Source organism: Pseudomonas sp. NPDC089406, from assembly GCF_044900265.1.
In the GTDB taxonomy this organism is placed as follows: Bacteria; Pseudomonadota; Gammaproteobacteria; order Pseudomonadales; family Pseudomonadaceae; genus Aquipseudomonas; species Aquipseudomonas fakonensis.
The window spans coordinates 12,492-30,087 of sequence record NZ_JBJDNC010000002.1 but is presented as its reverse complement, the minus strand read 5'-3'; the positions used below and the strand labels follow the sequence as shown (position 1 = coordinate 30,087).

At 64.1% G+C, this 17,596-nt stretch carries 15 protein-coding genes; all 15 read left to right on the top strand.

Annotation, left to right across the window (positions count from 1 at the left end; translation table 11 throughout):
• Positions 1-25: 25 nt before the first annotated feature.
• A complete protein-coding gene (locus ACI2KK_RS01455) occupies positions 26-2,929 on the top strand; it encodes a TIGR00180 family glycosyltransferase (protein WP_404667607.1) in 2,904 nt (967 codons plus the stop codon).
• A gap of 584 nt (positions 2,930-3,513) precedes the next feature.
• Positions 3,514-4,458 (top strand): ketoacyl-ACP synthase III, encoded by a 945-nt coding sequence (locus tag ACI2KK_RS01450; protein WP_404667606.1) that lies wholly within the window; start codon positions 3,514-3,516, stop codon positions 4,456-4,458.
• A 52-nt stretch (positions 4,459-4,510) separates the two neighbouring features.
• Positions 4,511-5,803 carry a motility associated factor glycosyltransferase family protein gene (locus tag ACI2KK_RS01445; protein WP_404667605.1) on the top strand — a complete coding sequence of 431 codons (1,293 nt, stop codon included), beginning with the start codon at positions 4,511-4,513 and terminating at the stop codon, positions 5,801-5,803.
• Complete coding sequence (locus ACI2KK_RS01440) at positions 5,800-6,048, top strand: hypothetical protein (RefSeq protein WP_404667604.1); 249 nt, start codon at positions 5,800-5,802, stop codon at positions 6,046-6,048. The genes ACI2KK_RS01445 and ACI2KK_RS01440 overlap by 4 nt, the downstream gene beginning before the upstream one ends.
• Before the next feature lie 216 nt (positions 6,049-6,264).
• The gene (locus ACI2KK_RS01435) at positions 6,265-7,119 is read left to right on the top strand and encodes a flagellin domain-containing protein (protein ID WP_217839665.1); all 855 of its coding nucleotides are present in this window, start codon (positions 6,265-6,267) and stop codon (positions 7,117-7,119) included.
• 69 nt (positions 7,120-7,188) lie between these two features.
• Positions 7,189-7,551, top strand: coding sequence for a flagellar protein FlaG (locus ACI2KK_RS01430; protein ID WP_217839664.1), 363 nt, complete (start codon positions 7,189-7,191; stop codon positions 7,549-7,551).
• A 77-nt stretch (positions 7,552-7,628) separates the two neighbouring features.
• Complete coding sequence (gene fliD / locus ACI2KK_RS01425) at positions 7,629-9,038, top strand: flagellar filament capping protein FliD (protein ID WP_404667603.1); 1,410 nt, start codon at positions 7,629-7,631, stop codon at positions 9,036-9,038.
• Between the two features lie 154 nt (positions 9,039-9,192).
• Positions 9,193-9,588 carry a flagellar export chaperone FliS gene (gene fliS, locus ACI2KK_RS01420; protein WP_217839662.1) on the top strand — a complete coding sequence of 132 codons (396 nt, stop codon included), beginning with the start codon at positions 9,193-9,195 and terminating at the stop codon, positions 9,586-9,588.
• 13 nt (positions 9,589-9,601) lie between these two features.
• Positions 9,602-9,898 (top strand): flagellar protein FliT, encoded by a 297-nt coding sequence (locus ACI2KK_RS01415; protein WP_404667602.1) that lies wholly within the window; start codon positions 9,602-9,604, stop codon positions 9,896-9,898.
• Between the two features lie 167 nt (positions 9,899-10,065).
• Complete coding sequence (gene fleQ / locus ACI2KK_RS01410; protein ID WP_217839660.1) at positions 10,066-11,541, top strand: sigma-54 dependent transcriptional regulator; 1,476 nt, start codon at positions 10,066-10,068, stop codon at positions 11,539-11,541.
• A 151-nt stretch (positions 11,542-11,692) separates the two neighbouring features.
• Positions 11,693-12,904 (top strand): sensor histidine kinase, encoded by a 1,212-nt coding sequence (locus ACI2KK_RS01405; RefSeq protein WP_404667762.1) that lies wholly within the window; start codon positions 11,693-11,695, stop codon positions 12,902-12,904.
• A complete protein-coding gene (locus ACI2KK_RS01400) occupies positions 12,904-14,280 on the top strand; it encodes a sigma-54-dependent transcriptional regulator (RefSeq protein WP_404667601.1) in 1,377 nt (458 codons plus the stop codon). The genes ACI2KK_RS01405 and ACI2KK_RS01400 overlap by 1 nt, the downstream gene beginning before the upstream one ends.
• Positions 14,281-14,386: 106 nt before the next feature.
• Positions 14,387-14,719: a flagellar hook-basal body complex protein FliE gene (gene fliE, locus ACI2KK_RS01395; RefSeq protein WP_217839657.1), complete on the top strand. Its 333-nt coding sequence runs from the start codon at positions 14,387-14,389 to the stop codon at positions 14,717-14,719.
• A 15-nt stretch (positions 14,720-14,734) separates the two neighbouring features.
• Positions 14,735-16,513: a flagellar basal-body MS-ring/collar protein FliF gene (gene fliF, locus ACI2KK_RS01390; protein WP_404667600.1), complete on the top strand. Its 1,779-nt coding sequence runs from the start codon at positions 14,735-14,737 to the stop codon at positions 16,511-16,513.
• Positions 16,506-17,525 (top strand): flagellar motor switch protein FliG, encoded by a 1,020-nt coding sequence (gene fliG, locus ACI2KK_RS01385; RefSeq protein ID WP_217839655.1) that lies wholly within the window; start codon positions 16,506-16,508, stop codon positions 17,523-17,525. Before fliF ends, fliG begins: the two co-directional genes overlap by 8 nt.
• Positions 17,526-17,596: the final 71 nt, after the last annotated feature.

The following is a 17,596-nucleotide window of genomic DNA, read 5'->3' as shown; positions in this document are numbered from 1 at the left end:
GGCAACGCCAATGGTGGTGAAGACTATGCAAGGCAATTTTGCGGCAGACCAGGCAACCCCACTGCGCGAGCGCTTGACGCTGGTAGTGATGACGCACAACCGTCAGGCGTTCCTGCAACGCACGCTGCAGTACTATCAGGACTACCCGTGCTCGATCCTGGTACTGGACTCCTCGACCGAATCGGCAGCGGCAATGGCCGCCCAGTACCCGGGCGTGGAATACCTGCACTTGCCGCAGTTTTCCTACATGGGTCTGCAGGCCAAGCTGACCTATGGCGTAAACCTGGTGCGTACGCCGTACATGGCGTTTGCCGCCGATGACGACTTCCTGCTGTTCGACGGCATGAACCAGTCGCTGGACTTCCTTGACGCCAACCCCGACTACGGCCTGTGCCACGGCTACTGCCTGAACTACCTGGCCCAGGCCACCCAGGTGCTCTACCACCGGCGCAATAAAAAGGTTCGCGAAGACTACGCCGAGCCGCGCGCCGAGCAGCGCCTGCTGGACTTCATGGGCGAGTTCATTCCGCCGTTCTACGCCATCACTCGCACCGCGCTGCTGCAGCAGTGGTTCGAGCTGCTGCCGGCCGGCACCAGCTTCGAGTGGCAGGAAATCGGCCATGCCTACTTCTTGCTGACTAACGCCAAGGCGCGTCTGCTGCCGATCCCCTATGCAGTACGGGAAACCAACTACGGCGTCTCGGAGCACAACACCGAGGTGTATCACGTGCTGGCGTTCACCGATGCCAAGGCAGTTGCCGAGCGTGAACGCTACGCCGACTTCTTCGCCGGCCTGCCGACCGCCATCGAGGGCCTGGACCACGCGGGCCGTCGCCAACTGGCGCTGGACAGCTTCGCGGCCATGGCCGACGGCTTGCTCAAGGGCCGGGCACTGACCCTGGAACTGCTCTGGGTGTCGAGCTGGGCCGACCCGTTGAAGCCGCCGGTGCGTACCTTCCAGCCCGCGCAGTACGTCGAGATGCCGTTCTACAACCAGGCCTTCTTCGACCAACTGACCGCGTTCGAATTCCTGATCCACGCCATGCCGGCCGGCCGCCTGCAGTTGCAGGAGCTGGAGCCGCTGCTGCTGCGCCAGGAGCAGCTGTTGCAGCCCCAGGCCAACGATACGCCGGGCACGGTGTGGTCGCGCCTGTGGGATGCGCTCAAGCGCAACGCCTTCAACCGCGAGGTGGTGCGCGGCCTGGCCGAGCAGCTGCGCGAGCGGGGTGAAAACGCAGAAAGCCAGGCGCTGTTCGCCTGGCTGGAGCGCCTGAACAGCGTGCCGCACCAGAGCGGCCGGCAACTGCTTGGCAACATGCGTTCCGGGCGCCTGCTCGACTGGCTGCAGGCACGCAAGCCCGATGCCGCTGCGCAAAGCGCCATCGCCGAGCACCTGGCGCTGCACCAGGGCGGGCCGCAGTTCGGCATCCTTCTGCTGGACCTGGACAACAACCAGACCGCACTGCAGGACACCTTCGACAGCCTGGTCGGTGGTCTGAGCAAGGCGTTCCGCATCATGGTGTTCACCACCGGCGAGCCGCCGATGGCCACCTCGCTGCACAACACCCTGCACTTCATCAAGGTCAGCCGCGAGGACTATGTCGAGCGGATCAACCAGATCGCCCGGCAGACCTCCTGCGAATGGCTGCTGCTGGCCGAGGCCGGTGACCAGTTCACCGCCACCGGCTTGCTGCGCGCCGGCCTTGAGCTGATGAACGCGCCAGAGTGCCGCGCGGTCGCAGTGGACGAGATCCAGCGCCAGGCCAACGGCGCCTGGCACGAACTGCTGCGCCCGGGGGTCAACCTGGACCTGCTGCAAAGCAACCCGGCGCTGATGGCGCGCCATTGGCTGCTGCGCCGTGAGGTGCTGGTAGAGGCGGGCGGTTTCGACAAGCAGTTCACTGATGCCCTGGAATATGACCTGCTGCTGCGCCTGATCGAGCGGGGCGGCCTCAACGGCCTGGCACACCTGGATGAGCCGCTGCTGATTACCGCCGTACCGCAGGCCGGGGACGATGAGCATGCCCGCCAGGCCCTCAGCCGGCACCTGGTGAGTCGTGGCTACAAAGCCCAGGTCAGCGCGCCGCAGGCGGGCACCTTGCGCATCGACTACCGCCATGTTGAACGGCCGCTGGTGAGCATCCTGTTGCTCAGCGAAGACAATCTGGAGCCACTGCAGCGCTGTGTCAGCAGCATCCTGCAGCGCACCCGCTATGCCCGCTACGAAGTGCTGATCGCCGACAACGCCAGCCAGTCGCCACAGTTGCTTGAGTGGCTGGCGCTACAGCAGCAGGCGGCCGGCAAGGTGCGCGTGCTGCAAAGCGCCGAACGCCTGAGCCCGGCAGCGCTGCGCAATGCTGCTGCGGCCCAGGCGCAAGGGGAATACCTGGTGCTGCTGGCAGCCGATGCCGAAGTGGTCAATGCCAACTGGATCGAAAGCCTGCTCAACCAGGCGCAGCGCCCCGAGGTGGGGGTGGTTGGTGCCAAGCTGCTCGACGCAAAAGGCAAGCTCGGCCAGGCCGGCCTGCTGCTGACGGCCGATGGCCAGGTGCTGCCGGCCTTTGCCGGCGAAGCCGGGGAGGCGACCGGCTACCTGCAACGCTTGGCCGTGGAGCAGAACTGCACGGCGGTCTCCGGGGCCTGCCTGATGATCGGCAGCGAGCTGTACCGGGCGTTGCAGGGCCTGGATGAACAGGCATTCGCCAGCGCCTATGGCGATGTCGACCTGTGCTTGAAGGCCGCTGCCGAGGGCTTGTTGACGGTGTGGACACCGCAGGCGCAGGTGTGCAGCTTCGGTGTGCAGGCCGAGGACCCGGCGGCGCTGGCAGCCTTGCGCGACAAGTGGTCGGCGCAGTGGCATGGCGCGGTCCAGGGGCGCGACCTCAAGCCGGCTTCGGCGGCGTTTGACTGGCTGCAACTGATCGCCTGATCGCCGGCAAGCCGGCTCCCACAGGATCGCCCAGAGCCTGAATCAGGCGCTGTACCTGTGGGAGCAACTGTCTTGCTCGATTTCTAAAAGCTGGCGCGTTCCCTGTGGGAGCGGGCTTGCCCGCGAACACCGGCGCAGCCGGTGCCAGCCACCGCGTCGTCTGCTTCGCGGCTAAAGCCGCTCCCACAGGATCGAGCAGAGCCTGAATCAGGCGCTGTACCTGTAGGAGCGGCTTTAGCCGCGAACACCGGCGCAGCCGGTGCCATCCACCGCATCGCCCGCTTCGCGGGGCAAGCCCGCTCCTACAGGATTGTGTTAGGTCCGCTCCCGGCGCTGTATCTGTGCCGCCATTACCCCACTTTGCGCCTCGCCGGGGTGACGCACCCAGGCAAAATATGCGATTGTCTGCAATATTTCGTGACCTATCGGTCAGAGCGGGCATCTCCCTCTTTAATCGTTAATGGGGCCGGCGTGCATTTGCCGCTCGCCTGCGCCACCCGTGGGGCGGCGGATTCCGTTTTTTTCAGGCGCTGCCCCAGTCATCCGGGCGGTGGTATTGAGCTGTTTTTTATTGGGAAGCCATGATGATCGGCATTAAAAGCATCGCGAGCTACGTGCCCGCTGCCGGCCTGGACAACTACGCGCAAGGCGCAAAATTCGACAAGGATGAAACCTTCATCCTCGGCAAGATCGGCTCGGCCTTCCTGCCGCGCAAAGCGCAAGAACAGGAAACCTCCGACCTGTGCGTCGAGGCCGTCAACAACCTGTTCGCCGCCAACCCTGAACTCAAGCGCGAAGCCATCGATGCGCTGATCGTCGTCACCCAGAACGGTGACGAAGAGGGCCTGCCGCACACCGCCGCAATCGTCCAGCACAAGCTCGGCCTGCCGACCCATGTGGCTGCCTTCGACATCTCCCTGGGTTGCTCCGGCTACGTGTACGGCATCTATGCGCTCAAGGGCTTCATGGAAGCCGCAGGGCTGAAGAACGGCCTGCTGGTCACCGCCGACCCGTACTCCAAGATCGTCAACCCCGAAGACCGCAACACCACCATGCTGTTCGGTGATGCCGCCACCGCTACCTGGATGGGCGAAGACGCCGCCTGGCAGCTGGGCAAGTCGAAGTTCGGTACCGATGGCGCGGGCGCACCCTACCTGAAAGTCACCGACGGCGAGTTCTACATGAACGGCCGCCAGGTGTTCAACTTCGCCCTGGTCAAGGTGCCGGCGCACCTGCATGAGCTGCTCGACGAGTCGGGCCTGCACAACAGCGACATCGACGCCTTCTGCATTCACCAGGGCAGCGCGGCGATCGTCGATGCCGTGGCGCGGCGCTTCGAGGAAGAGCCGGAGAAGTCCGAGGCGCACAAGTTCGTCAAGGACATGCTGGAGACCGGCAACACCGTGTCGTCGAGCATCCCGCTGCTGCTGGAAAAGCGCCTGAACGACAGCACCTGGAAGCGCGTGGCCATCAGTGGCTTCGGCGTTGGCCTGTCGTGGGGCTCGGCCATTCTTCACCGGGCTGAATAAACCGGCGTAGTCAGGTAGGCTTCAGCGTTTTGCAGGTAAGGGAAGCTCGAGCATGAGCGAATTTTTCCAGGCTAACGCTGAGGTGCTGCAGGCACGCTGGCCGGCGCTGTTCGAGCGCCTGCAGCAGCAAGCGGGCGAGCCGTTTGAAGCCGAGCTGGTGGAGGGGTTGGGTTCGACCCTGAGCATCTCTGGTATTCAGCTCACCAGCCGCCATGACCGGGTTGCCGAGGCGCGCCTGCAGGCCGCCAGCCTTGCCGAAGGCAGTGAGGTGATTCACCTCTACGGCGTGGGTCTTGGCGACTTGCCCAGGGTATTGCTGGAGCGTCCCCAGCTTCAGCGTCTGTGCGTTTTTCTGCTAAACGGCGCGCTGTTCGAGCTGGTGGTGCAGCTTCTGGATCATTCCGACTGGCTGCTCGACCCCCGCGTCGAGCTGGCGTTTGCCGGCGACAGCAGCGAAATCCAGCTGCCGTTCTTCGCCTTGCCCTCCGAGCTGGTGCTGGCCGACGACTTCAACGCAAAAATCCGTGACCGGCTGATCAGCGAGAGCCACCTGGCCTATAACAATCGTCGCTTCGATGTGGCGGATGCGCGGTTGCAGGGGTTGCTTGAGGCAAGCCTGCCGCTGCTGCAGCAGGACCCGGATGTCGCCAGCCTGTTCGGCTCTGCAAAGGGCCGCGACTGCTACGTGATCGCCACTGGCCCGAGCCTGGCCCGGCATCTGCCGGCGCTGGCAGCCATTCGCGAGCGCAGCGAGCGGCCGCTGCTGATCTGCGTCGATACTGCCTACCTGCCTTTGAAGCGTGCCGGTATTCAGCCCGACATCGTCGTTAGCGTCGACCACGCCATCCGTATCGGGCACCTGCCGCCAGAGGGTTCGCAGGGCATCGCGCTGGTCTATATGCCGATGCTCGATGTCGAGCTGCTCGGTCAATGGCAAGGCCCGCGTTACAGCGCTTATTCCGGCAGCGAGCTGTATGCGCAGGTGCGTCAGCAAATCCCCCGCGCCGAATTGTTCGTCGGCGGCAGCGTGCTGCACCCCGCGGTGGACCTGGCGGTGCGGCTTGGGGTGAAGCGCATCACATTGTTCGGCGCCGATTTCGCCTTCCCGGGGGGTCGCACCCATACTGGCTGGGAGGATGGCGCCCTGGGCCCGTCGATCAGCCATGCCAGCCACTGGGTGCTCGACGGGCATGGCCAGCGGGTACGCACCCAGCTCAACTTCCGTGGCTACCTCATCGAGCTTGAGCGCTTCATTGCCCGCCACCCCGAGGTGCGCTTTTTCAATACCAGCCGAGACGGCGCATTGATTGCCGGTACCGAGTTCGATGCGGAGTTCTGTTCATGAATGCGAGCAGTCAGGTGGAGGCGGCCCGCGAGTGCGCCGCGCTGATGCGCCTGGGGCGCGATGTCGAAGGCGGTGTGCGCATGGTCGAGCTGTTTGAGGCGGTGCTGCCACGGCTCGAACCGCAGGCCGGCAGCGTGCTGCTGCAGGCCATGCTCGATGCGCAGCAGCGCCAGGACTGGTTGGCCCTGGCTGATTACCTGGAATACGAGCTGGTGCAGCTGATCGGGCAGGGCGCAGCGCACTGAAATGTGACGTGCGTCACACTTGGTTTTTTCAGCGGGTTATGTGGGGTGGGCTGGAAGGCGCGGAATACAAGGGGTGGCGCGGTGATGGCATTTTTTTTTGCGAAACCCCTAAAGCAACTTGCAAAACCGACGATAACCATTACGAAGGTTCTCTAGGCCACACCCGGCGGATGCCAGGGCCGGAAGCCGCAGTATCCATCCAACGAGGAATTCGTCATGGCTTTAACCGTAAACACCAACACCACTTCGCTGGGCGTGCAGAAGAACCTGAACAAAGCTTCTGACGCTCTGGGCACTTCGATGACCCGCCTGTCCTCGGGCCTGCGCATCAACAGCGCCAAAGACGACGCCGCCGGCCAGCAGATCGCTACCAAGCTGCAGACCATGGTTACCGGTACCACCGTTGCCATCAAGAACGCCAACGACGGTAACTCGATCACCCAGACCGCTGAAGGCGCTCTGTCGGAAATCACCAACATCCTGCAGCGTATGCGTGAGCTGGCTCTGCAAGCTCGAAACGACTCGAACGGTACCACTGAACGCGCCGCTCTGAACAAAGAGTTCGCTGCCAAGTCCGACGAAATCACCCGTATCGCTTCGTCCACCACCTTCGGTACCAGCAAGCAACTGCTGGACGGTTCGGCTGGCGACATGGAGTTCCAGGTTGGCGCGATGACTGGCACCAGCCAGACCCTGACCGTTTCCCTGAGCACCTCGTTCGCAGCTTCGACTCTGGGTGTTGGCACCGGTACCCTGTCGATCTCGGGCACCACCGACGCCGCTGTTCACACCTCGGCTGACGCTGCAATCGACGCAATCGACACCGCTCTGCAAACCGTGAACGACACCAAGTCGGACCTGGGTGCCATCCAGAACCGCTTCCAGTCGACCATCAACAACCTGCAAAGCATGAACGAGAACTCGGCTGCCGCCATGGGCCGCGTTCAAGACACCGACTTCGCCGCAGAAACCGCTCAGCTGACCAAGCAGCAAACCCTGCAGCAAGCTTCGACCGCAGTTCTGGCCCAGGCCAACCAACTGCCATCCGCCGTACTGAAACTGCTTCAGTAATAGCGCGATGCAATCAGCGAGAGGGTGCCTGCGCACTCTCTCGCTTTTTACTTTCAGAGGTGATGCACGATGGACATAAGCGTAAAGTCGAGCCCGTCGTATCCGGTGTCGTCGGTAGCCGGCAACATGCACAAGGATGATGCTGCGCTCAAGGCCTTCGGCCAGGTCCGTGACGCATCGCAGGTACAAGACGCTGCCGCCCCCGGTAGTGAAGCCGAGCTACACTCGGCGGTGAAGGAAATACAGGATTTCGTCCAGTCGTTGCAGCGCAACCTGGAATTTTCGGTGGATGATTCCACCGGCACATGGGTCGTCAAGGTGGTCGCCCGCGACAGCGGTGAAGTGATTCGCCAGATCCCCTCGGAAACCGCGCTGGAACTGGCCCGCAGCCTGCAGGATGCCAACAGCGTGCTTTTCGACATCAAGGCCTGACGGCTGGCCGACCGATTCGCCCCTTTAGTTGCAGGGGCGGTTGAGCTTGTTGGCGTTAACCAGATAAGGAGTTTGTAATGGCAAGTCCAATTCTACCGAGTTTGGGCCTGGGTTCCGGCCTCAATACTACGGCCATTGTGGAGGCCCTGGTTAATGCTGAGAAAACCCCCAAGCAAAGCCAGCTCGACCGCCGTACCTCGGCCAACACCGCGTCGATTTCGGCCGTCGGTGGCCTCAAGAGCGCGCTGACGGCGTTCAAAAGTACGCTGGAGAAGCTCAATAGCGCTACTGACCCTGCGTTCCTGGGTTCGGTGGCTACCAGCTCCAACGACAAGACCGTCAAGGCCACTGCCGGCAGCTCCGCGGTCAATGGCAGCTATTCGGTGCAGGTTTCGCAACTGGCTACCGCCTCGCGGGTGGCCAGTGACCGTTACACCGACAGCAGCTCGGTGGTGTCGGCCAGTGGCGGCACCCTGACCCTGACCCAGAACGGCACCAGTTTCGATGTGACCATCCCGGCCGGTGCCACCCTGCAGCAGACCCGTGACGCCATCAACGCCCAAGCCACGTCCAAGGGCTACACGGCCAACATCGTCAACGACGGGCAGGGCTCGCGCCTGGTGTTGAGCTCCGACACCATGGGCAAGGAGTCGGACATCTCCGTCTCCGGCGTGATGACCATCGACCCGGCGGCCGAAATGACCGCTGCCGGTGGTTCCGGGCGCGTTGGCGAGCTGGCCAAGGACGCCGAATTCAACATCGATGGCATGGCGCTTACCAGCAAGTCGAACAAGGTCGAGAACGCGATCAGCGGCATGACCTTCGAGTTGCTGGCCAAGACCGACACCAACTCGTCGGTATCGATTGGCGTGACCGCCAACACCGACGGCCTGAAGACCTCCTTGCAGTCTTTCGTTGATGCCTACAACTCGCTGGTGCTGAACATCAACACCGTCAGCAAGTCGGTACAGGGCTCCGACGGCACCTGGAGCACCCCGGCGCTGGCAGGTGACTCGGCAGTGCGCAGCATCCTCACTGCGCTGCGCAACGAGCTGGTGGTGCCGGCGACGTCAGGTTCCGGGCAGCTGACCGTACTGTCGCAGCTGGGTATCAACACCTCCCAGGCCAGCGGCATGCTGGAGTTCGACAGCACCAAGTTCACCAAAGCCATCAACGATCAGAAGCTCGGTGGCGAGGTGCAGAACCTGTTCAACGGTGATGGCGGCGTGCTCGACCGCATGACCAAGGCCATGGAACCGTTCTCGACCAGCGGCGGCGTGCTGGACACCCGCAACAAGTCGCTGGAGTCGGCGAAAAAATCGCTGGAGCTGGAGCAGACCGCCCTGGATGCGCGCATCAAGGACCTCGAGGCTTCGTTGACCAAGAAGTACAACAACATGGACACCCTGGTCGGTCAGCTGAACTCCCAGCGCGACACCGTGACGTCCATCTTCGAGGCGATGGCGGCTCAGCAGAAGAACTCCTGACCGGCAGGCCCGGCATGGCCCGAGGCTGAAAGACCAACGCCAAAAGCCCGACGAAGCGTGACGCTCCGTCGGGCTTTTTGTATTCTCGCTAAAGTTTTTTGACGCCGCGCCGATAGCCCGGTCATACAGCAACCCCCGTGGTGACGAGGTACCCATGAACCCAATGTTAGCCCTTCGGCAGTACCAGAAGATCGGCGCCCAGGCGCAGACCTCCGAGGCGAGCCCGCATCGTCTGGTGCAAATGCTGATGGAAGGCGGCCTGGACCGTATCGCCCAGGCCAGTGGCTCGATGCAGCGCAAGGATCTTGCCGGCAAGGGTATTGCCATCGGCAAGGCCATCGGCATCATTGGCGGGCTGCGTGACGGCCTTGACCGTGACAATATGACCGATGAACTCAACCGCCTCGACAACCTCTACCTGTACATGACCCGCCGTCTGAGCGAGGCCAACATGCACAACGACCCGGCTATTCTGGAGGAGGTCCGCGGTTTGCTGGCCACCGTCAAGGAAGGCTGGGATGCGGTCGGCGGGCAGTCGACGGCACCTTGAGCCGGGAGGTTGTATGAGCGAGGTGATCGAGCGTATCGAGCGAACCCGGGATGCGTTGCTGGCAGCGTTGGCTGGCCGCGACTGGGATGCGGTCGGCGCTCTCGACCTTGAGTGCCGCATTTGCGTCGAGGATGTACTGGCCGAAGCCTTGGTCAACGAAGCCGAAGTGCGCGCCAGCCTTGAAGAGCTGCTGGAGGTTTACCGTCAGCTGATCGACGTGGCAAGCGGTGAGCGTCAATCGATAGTCGACGAGATGGCGCAGTTACGTCAGGCAAAAAACGCGGCGAAGGTATACCATCTGTTCACCTGACCACGAATAACACGAGAAATAGCGCGCCATTAAATTGACTGCACGCTGTTTTTTGACTTAACTAGTGGCTGTTTTCGAATTTCAGACGTCCGAACACTGACCATTCAGTCGGAATGATGTCGAGCACGCCCCACGGGCGCCGATATGACTAGGGAAGTTGCTATTGCATGTGGCGTGAAACCAAGATTCTCCTGATCGATGACGACAGCGCCCGCCGCCGCGATCTGGCGGTGGTCCTGAATTTCCTCGGCGAAGAAAACCTGCCGTGCTCCAGTGACAACTGGCAGCAGACGGTCGAGGCCTTGTCGTCGAGCCGCGAAGTGCTGTGCGTGCTGATCGGGGCGGTAAATGCTCCAGCCGGTGTGCTCGGGTTGCTTAAGACAGTGGCGGGGTGGGATGAGTTCCTTCCGGTGCTGCTTCTGGGCGAAATTTCTTCTGCGGAGTTCCCCGAAGACCTGCGCCGCCGTGTGCTGTCCAACCTCGAGATGCCGCCGAGCTACAGCCAGTTGCTCGATTCGCTGCACCGTGCCCAGGTCTATCGCGAGATGTACGACCAGGCCCGCGAGCGCGGTCGCCAGCGCGAGCCCAACCTGTTCCGCAGCCTGGTGGGCACCAGCCGTGCCATCCAGCATGTGCGCCAGATGATGCAGCAGGTGGCCGATACCGACGCCAGCGTGCTGATTCTGGGTGAGTCCGGCACCGGTAAAGAGGTGGTGGCGCGCAACCTGCACTATCACTCCAAACGCCGTGAAGCGCCGTTCGTGCCGGTCAACTGCGGTGCCATCCCGGCAGAGTTGCTCGAAAGCGAACTGTTCGGCCACGAGAAGGGCGCCTTCACCGGGGCCATCACCAGCCGCGCCGGGCGTTTCGAGCTGGCCAACGGCGGCACGCTGTTCCTCGACGAAATCGGCGACATGCCGCTACCGATGCAGGTCAAGCTGCTGCGGGTGCTGCAGGAGCGCACATTCGAGCGCGTGGGTAGCAACAAGACCCAGAGCATCGATGTGCGCATCATTGCGGCCACCCACAAAAACCTCGAAAGCATGATCGAGGACGGCACCTTCCGCGAAGACCTGTACTACCGGCTGAACGTCTTCCCCATCGAGATGGCCCCGCTGCGCGAGCGCGTCGAGGACATCCCGCTGCTGATGAACGAGCTGATCTCGCGCATGGAGCACGAAAAACGCGGCTCGATCCGCTTCAACTCTGCCTCGATCATGTCGCTGTGCCGCCACGGCTGGCCGGGCAACGTACGCGAACTGGCCAACCTGGTGGAGCGCATGGCGATCATGCACCCGTACGGGGTGATCGGTGTGTCGGAGCTGCCGAAGAAATTCCGCTACGTCGACGATGAAGACGAGCAACTGGTGGACAGCCTGCGCAGCGACCTCGAAGAGCGCGTGGCGATCAACGGCCATACGCCAAGCTTCGCCAACCCCGCCATGCTGCCGCCAGAAGGCCTGGACCTGAAGGACTACCTCGGCAGCCTCGAACAGGGCTTGATCCAGCAGGCGCTGGACGATGCCAACGGCATCGTCGCCCGCGCCGCCGAACGCCTGCGCATCCGCCGCACCACGCTGGTGGAAAAGATGCGCAAGTACGGCATGAGCCGCCAGGGCGGCGAGGAGCAGGCGGAGGATTGACGGTTTCACCGCCCCTGTAGGAGCCGGCAAGCCGGCTCCTACAAGGGCAAGTCGGCCTTGCTTCGCCCCAATCCCCCATCCCCGGCACGGCTATTGCTACACCGCTGGCATCACACCGTTTTTATGACGGTCAGCCATGCGAGAGAGCACGATGCCCCAGGCCGCCCACAAGTCCCGAGTTCCTGCTTTGCAGGCGAGCATCCCGGTCGAGCAGGAAAGCCGGCTGGGCCTCGAGCAGGCGTTCGCCCTGTTCAACCAGGTCTCCACCCAGCTTACCGAGTCCTACGGCATGCTCGAGGCGCGCGTCAGCGAGCTCAAGGGCGAGCTGGAGGTGGTCAGTGCGCAGCGCATGGCCGAGCTTGGCGAGAAAGAGCGCCTGGCCAACCGCCTGCAGAACCTGCTGGACCTGCTGCCGGGTGGGGTGATCGTGATCGACGCCCAGGGTTACGTCTGCGAAGCCAACCCGGCGGCCTGCGAGCTGCTGGGCGAGCCGCTGATCGGCCAGCTGTGGCGCCAGGTGATCGCCCGCAGTTTCGCCCCGCGCAAGGACGACGGCCACGAGGTGTCGCTGCGTGACGGCCGCCGCCTGTCCATCGCCACCCGCTCGCTGGACGCCGAACCCGGCCAACTGGTGCTGCTGACCGACCTGACTGAAACCCGTCGCCTGCAGGACCAGCTGGCGCGCCATGAGCGCCTGTCGTCCCTGGGCCGCATGGTGGCCTCGCTGGCCCATCAAATCCGCACGCCGCTGTCGGCGGCCATGCTCTATGCAGGCCACCTGGCCGACGGCGAGCGCGACCTGCCGTTCGAAACCCGTCAACGTTTTGCCGGCAGCCTTAAAGAGCGCCTGCTGGAGCTGGAACACCAGGTGCGCGACATGCTGGTGTTCGCCCGCGGCGAGTTGCCGCTGGGCGACCGGCTGACCCCCAAGGCTCTGTTCCAGGCCTTGCAGCATGCAGCCCAGGCCCATGTGCAGGGCCATGCGGTGCGCTGGCAGTGCGACACCCACCTGGGTGAATTGCTGTGCAACCGCGACACCCTGGTCGGTGCCTTGCTCAACCTGATCGACAACGCCCTGCAGGCCAGTACCGAGCCCGCGCGCCTCAAGGTGCACCTGTACCGCCGCGAGCAAAGCCTGCACCTGTGCATCAGCGATGCCGGCACTGGCATCGACGCCGAATTGCTGGCGCGCCTGGGCGAACCGTTCCTCACCACCAAGGCCACCGGTACCGGCCTGGGCCTGGCGGTGGTGCAGGCCGTGGTGCGTGCCCACCAGGGCAGCCTGAGCCTGCGCTCCAGGCCTGGCCGCGGCACCTGTGCCCAGGTGGTGCTGCCGTTGATCGGTGCGCAGGAGGCGCAGTGATGGATATCAAGGTATTGCTGGTCGAAGACGACCGTGTATTGCGCCAGGCCCTGGTCGATACCCTCGAGATCGGCGGCTTCGCCCATCGCGCCGTGGGTTCGGCCGAAGAGGCCATCCAGGCGGTGGGCGAGGAGCCGTTCAGCCTGGTGGTCAGCGACGTCAACATGCCCGGCATGGACGGCCACCAGTTGCTGGCGCAGCTGGGGCGCAACCACCCCGAACTGCCGGTGTTGCTGATGACCGCCCACGCTGCGGTCGAGCGCGCCGTGGATGCCATGCGCCAGGGGGCGGTGGATTATCTGGTCAAGCCGTTCGAGCCCCGTGCGCTGATCAGCCTGGTGGAGCGCCACGCCGCAGGCCAGTTGGGGGATGCCGAGCAGGACGGCCCGGTGGCCAGCGAGCCGGCCAGCCGGCAGTTACTGGAGCTGGCCGCGCGCGTGGCGCGCAGCGACTCGACCGTGCTCATCTCCGGCGAGTCCGGTACCGGCAAGGAAGTGCTGGCGCGCTACATCCATCAACAGTCGCCCCGTGCAGCGGCGCCGTTCGTGGCGATCAACTGCGCGGCAATCCCCGACAATATGCTCGAGGCCACCCTGTTCGGCCACGAGAAGGGCTCGTTCACCGGCGCCATCGCCGCCCAGCCCGGCAAGTTCGAGCAGGCCGATGGCGGCACCTTGCTGCTCGACGAAATTTCGGAAATGCCCCTGGCCTTGCAGGCCAAGCTGCTGCGTGTGCTGCAGGAACGTGAGGTGGAACGGGTAGGGGGGCGCAAGCCGATCGCCCTGGACATTCGCGTGCTGGCCACCACCAACCGCGACCTGGCCGGCGAAGTCGTCGCCGGGCGTTTCCGTGAAGACCTGTACTACCGCCTGTCGGTGTTCCCCCTGGCCTGGCGCGCCCTGCGCGAGCGCCCGGCCGACATCTTGCCTTTGGCCGAGCGCCTGCTCGCGCGCCATGTCGGCAAGATGAAGCACGCCCCGGTACGCCTGTCGGCTGATGCGCGCGCCTGCCTGCAGGCCCATGCCTGGCCGGGCAACGTGCGTGAACTGGACAACGCGCTGCAGCGTGCGCTGATTCTGCAGCAGGGCGGGGTGATCGAGGCGGCGGATTTCTGTCTGGCAGGCGTCATTCCGTTGTCGAGTCCGGCGGTGGCCACTACGGTGCCATTATCCGAGGATTTGACGGTCGAGGCCGGTGGCCTGGGCGATGACATGCGCCGCCACGAATACCAGATGATCATCGACACTCTGCGCGCCGAGCGCGGGCGTCGCAAGGAGGCGGCCGAGCGCCTGGGCATCAGCCCGCGCACGCTGCGCTACAAGCTCGCGCAGATGCGCGACGCAGGGCTCGATGTGGAAGCCAGCCTGTTCGGCTGATACACCGTTTTGAATGACCGATGGGCGGGCTGGCACTCCTCTTGCTAGTTCCAGCCTATCCGCTGCATGACTGTCAAAAAAATGCGGCCGCCGGAGAGAGAAGTCCATGACCCAAGGTGTTGAATTCAATCGTCTGATGTTGGACATGCGTGCCATGCAGGCCGATGCCATGTCCCTGCCCAAAGTCGCTGCCGCCCCCGAGCTGGCACCGGGGCAGAGCAGCTTCGCCGACATGCTCGGCCAAGCCATCGGCAAGGTGAACGATGTGCAGCAGGCTTCGACCCAGCTGTCCAACGCCTTCGAGATCGGCAAGAGCGGTGTCGACCTGACCGACGTGATGATCGCCTCGCAAAAGGCCTCCGTGTCGTTCCAGGCACTCACCCAGGTGCGTAACAAGCTGGTGCAAGCGTACCAGGACATCATGCAGATGCCGGTTTAAGGCGAGAGTTGAGTCATGGCCGAAGCAGTCGTCGATAACGCCCCCGCCAAAAGCGGCCCGCCAGCAGCCAAGCCGCCGCTGTTCGGCATGGCGTTCCTGGAAAACATTTCGCAGATGCCCATGCTGCGTCAGGTCGGCCTGTTGGTCGGTCTGGCCGCCAGCGTGGCCATCGGCTTTGCCGTGGTGCTGTGGTCGCAGCAGCCGGACTACCGTCCGCTGTATGGCAGCCTGGCCGGCATGGACACCAAGCAGGTCATGGACACCCTGGCCAGCTCCGACATTCCCTATCGCGTGGAGCCGAACTCCGGCGCCCTGCTGGTCAAGGCCGACGACCTCTCCCGTGCGCGCCTGAAACTTGCAGCGGCCGGCGTGGCACCGAGCGATGGCAATATCGGTTTCGAGCTGCTCGACAAGGAGCAGGGCCTGGGTACCAGCCAGTTCATGGAAGCTACCCGCTACCGCCGCGGCCTGGAAGGCGAGCTGGCGCGCACCGTGTCGAGCCTGAACAACGTCAAGGCCGCCCGCGTGCACCTGGCCATCCCGAAAAGCTCGGTATTCGTGCGTGACGAGCGTAAACCTAGTGCTTCGGTACTGGTCGAGCTGTACCCAGGCCGCGCCCTGGAAGCCGGCCAGGTAATGGCCATCGTCAACCTGGTGGCCACCAGCGTGCCAGAGCTGGACAAGTCCCAGGTGACCGTGGTCGACCAGAAGGGCAACCTGCTCTCCGAGCAGATCCAGGACACCGCCCTGACCATGGCTGGCAAGCAGTTCGACTACAGCCGCCGCATGGAAGGCATGCTCACCCAGCGTGTGCACAACATCCTGCAGCCGGTGCTGGGCAACGACCGCTACAAGGCCGAAGTGTCGGCCGACGTCGACTTCAGCGCGGTGGAGTCCACCTCCGAACAGTTCAACCCCGACCAGCCAGCCCTGCGCAGCGAACAGTCGGTCAACGAGCAGCGCTCCAGCAGCCAGGGCCCGCAAGGCGTGCCTGGCGCCCTGAGCAACCAGCCGCCAGGCCCGGCCACTGCGCCGCAGACTACCGGTGGTGCCGCCGGCGCCACAGGCCCGATCCAGCCAGGCCAGCCGCTGGTCGACTCCAACGGCCAGCAAGTCATGGACCCGGCCACCGGCCAGCCGATGCTCGCGCCGTACCCGAGCGACAAGCGCCAGCAAAGCACCAAGAACTTCGAACTGGACCGCTCCATCAGCCACACCCGCCAGCAGCAGGGTCGCCTGACCCGCCTGTCGGTGGCAGTAGTGGTGGACGACCAGGTCAAGCTCGACGCCGCCAGCGGCGAAGCCACCCGCAACCCGTGGGGCGCCGAGGATTTGGCGCGCTTCACCCGCCTGGTGCAGGACGCGGTGGGCTTCGATGCCAGCCGTGGCGACAGCGTGACCGTGATCAACGTGCCGTTCGCCGCCGACCGTGGCGACGAGCTGGCAGACATTCCGTTCTACTCGCAGCCGTGGTTCTGGGACATCGTCAAGCAGGTGCTGGGCGTGCTGTTCATCCTGGTGCTGGTATTCGGCGTACTGCGTCCGGTGCTCAACAACATCACCGGCGGTGGCAAGCAAGCTGCCGCAGATAGCGACATGGAGCTGGGCGGCATGATCGGTCTGGATGGCGAACTGGCCAACGACCGCGTCAGCCTGGGTGGCCCGACAAGCATTCTGTTGCCGAGCCCGACCGAGGGTTACGAGGCGCAGCTCAACGCAATCAAGGGCCTGGTGGCCGAAGACCCGGGCCGCGTGGCCCAGGTCGTGAAAGAGTGGATCAACGACGATGAGTGACAACCGAGCCGTTACCGCCAAGCTGAGCCGCGTCGACAAGGCGGCCATCCTCCTGCTCTCGCTGGGCGAGACCGATGCTGCGCAGGTGCTGCGCCACATGGGCCCGAAGGAAGTGCAGCGGGTCGGCGTGGCCATGGCGCAGATGGGCAACGTCCATCGCGAACAGGTCGAGCAGGTGATGAGCGAGTTCGTCGAGATCGTCGGCGACCAGACCAGCCTGGGTGTCGGTTCCGACGGTTACATCCGCAAGATGCTCAACCAGGCGCTGGGCGAAGACAAGGCCAACGGCCTGATCGACCGCATCCTGCTGGGCGGCAACACCAGCGGCCTGGACAGCCTCAAGTGGATGGAGCCGCGCGCCGTGGCCGACGTCATCCGCTACGAGCACCCGCAGATCCAGGCCATCGTGGTCGCCTACCTCGACCCCGATCAGGCCGGTGAAGTGCTGAGCAACTTCGACCATAAGGTGCGCCTGGACATCGTCCTGCGCGTATCGTCGCTGAACACCGTACAGCCGGCGGCGCTCAAGGAGCTGAACCAGATCCTCGAGAAGCAGTTCTCGGGCAACTCCAACGCCGCGCGCACCACCCTGGGCGGCATCAAGCGCGCCGCCGACATCATGAACTTCCTCGACAGTTCGGTAGAGGGTGCGCTGATGGACTCGATCCGCGAGATCGACAGCGACCTGTCCGAGCAGATCGAAGACCTGATGTTCGTCTTCAACAACCTGGCCGACGTCGACGACCGTGGTATCCAGGCGCTGCTGCGCGAGGTGTCCTCGGACGTGCTGGTGGTGTCGCTCAAGGGCGCCGACGAGCGGGTCAAGGACAAGATCTTCAAGAACATGTCCAAGCGTGCTTCCGAGCTGCTGCGCGACGACCTCGAGGCCAAGGGCCCGGTGCGGGTCAGCGACGTGGAAACGGCGCAGAAGGAAATCCTCACCATCGCCCGCCGCATGGCCGAGGCCGGCGAGATCGTGCTCGGCGGCAAGGGCGCCGAGGAAATGATTTAAGCGGCGAGCTTCAAGCGGCAAGTGACAAGAAACAGCAGGCCGAGTGGGGCTGCTGTTTCTTGCGACTTGTA

Excerpts from the sequence above, each read along its gene's own strand:
- ACI2KK_RS01455 (WP_404667607.1), top strand. The coding sequence starts at position 26 with ATGCAAGGCAATTTTGCGGCAGACCAGGCAACCCCACTGCGCGAGCGC.
- ACI2KK_RS01450 (WP_404667606.1), top strand. The coding sequence starts at position 3,514 with ATGATCGGCATTAAAAGCATCGCGAGCTACGTGCCCGCTGCCGGCCTG.
- ACI2KK_RS01445 (WP_404667605.1), top strand. The coding sequence starts at position 4,511 with ATGAGCGAATTTTTCCAGGCTAACGCTGAGGTGCTGCAGGCACGCTGG.
- ACI2KK_RS01440 (WP_404667604.1), top strand. The coding sequence starts at position 5,800 with ATGAATGCGAGCAGTCAGGTGGAGGCGGCCCGCGAGTGCGCCGCGCTG.
- ACI2KK_RS01435 (WP_217839665.1), top strand. The coding sequence starts at position 6,265 with ATGGCTTTAACCGTAAACACCAACACCACTTCGCTGGGCGTGCAGAAG.
- ACI2KK_RS01430 (WP_217839664.1), top strand. The coding sequence starts at position 7,189 with ATGGACATAAGCGTAAAGTCGAGCCCGTCGTATCCGGTGTCGTCGGTA.
- fliD (WP_404667603.1), top strand. The coding sequence starts at position 7,629 with ATGGCAAGTCCAATTCTACCGAGTTTGGGCCTGGGTTCCGGCCTCAAT.
- fliS (WP_217839662.1), top strand. The coding sequence starts at position 9,193 with ATGAACCCAATGTTAGCCCTTCGGCAGTACCAGAAGATCGGCGCCCAG.
- ACI2KK_RS01415 (WP_404667602.1), top strand. The coding sequence starts at position 9,602 with ATGAGCGAGGTGATCGAGCGTATCGAGCGAACCCGGGATGCGTTGCTG.
- fleQ (WP_217839660.1), top strand. The coding sequence starts at position 10,066 with ATGTGGCGTGAAACCAAGATTCTCCTGATCGATGACGACAGCGCCCGC.
- ACI2KK_RS01405 (WP_404667762.1), top strand. The coding sequence starts at position 11,693 with ATGCCCCAGGCCGCCCACAAGTCCCGAGTTCCTGCTTTGCAGGCGAGC.
- ACI2KK_RS01400 (WP_404667601.1), top strand. The coding sequence starts at position 12,904 with ATGGATATCAAGGTATTGCTGGTCGAAGACGACCGTGTATTGCGCCAG.
- fliE (WP_217839657.1), top strand. The coding sequence starts at position 14,387 with ATGACCCAAGGTGTTGAATTCAATCGTCTGATGTTGGACATGCGTGCC.
- fliF (WP_404667600.1), top strand. The coding sequence starts at position 14,735 with ATGGCCGAAGCAGTCGTCGATAACGCCCCCGCCAAAAGCGGCCCGCCA.
- fliG (WP_217839655.1), top strand. The coding sequence starts at position 16,506 with ATGAGTGACAACCGAGCCGTTACCGCCAAGCTGAGCCGCGTCGACAAG.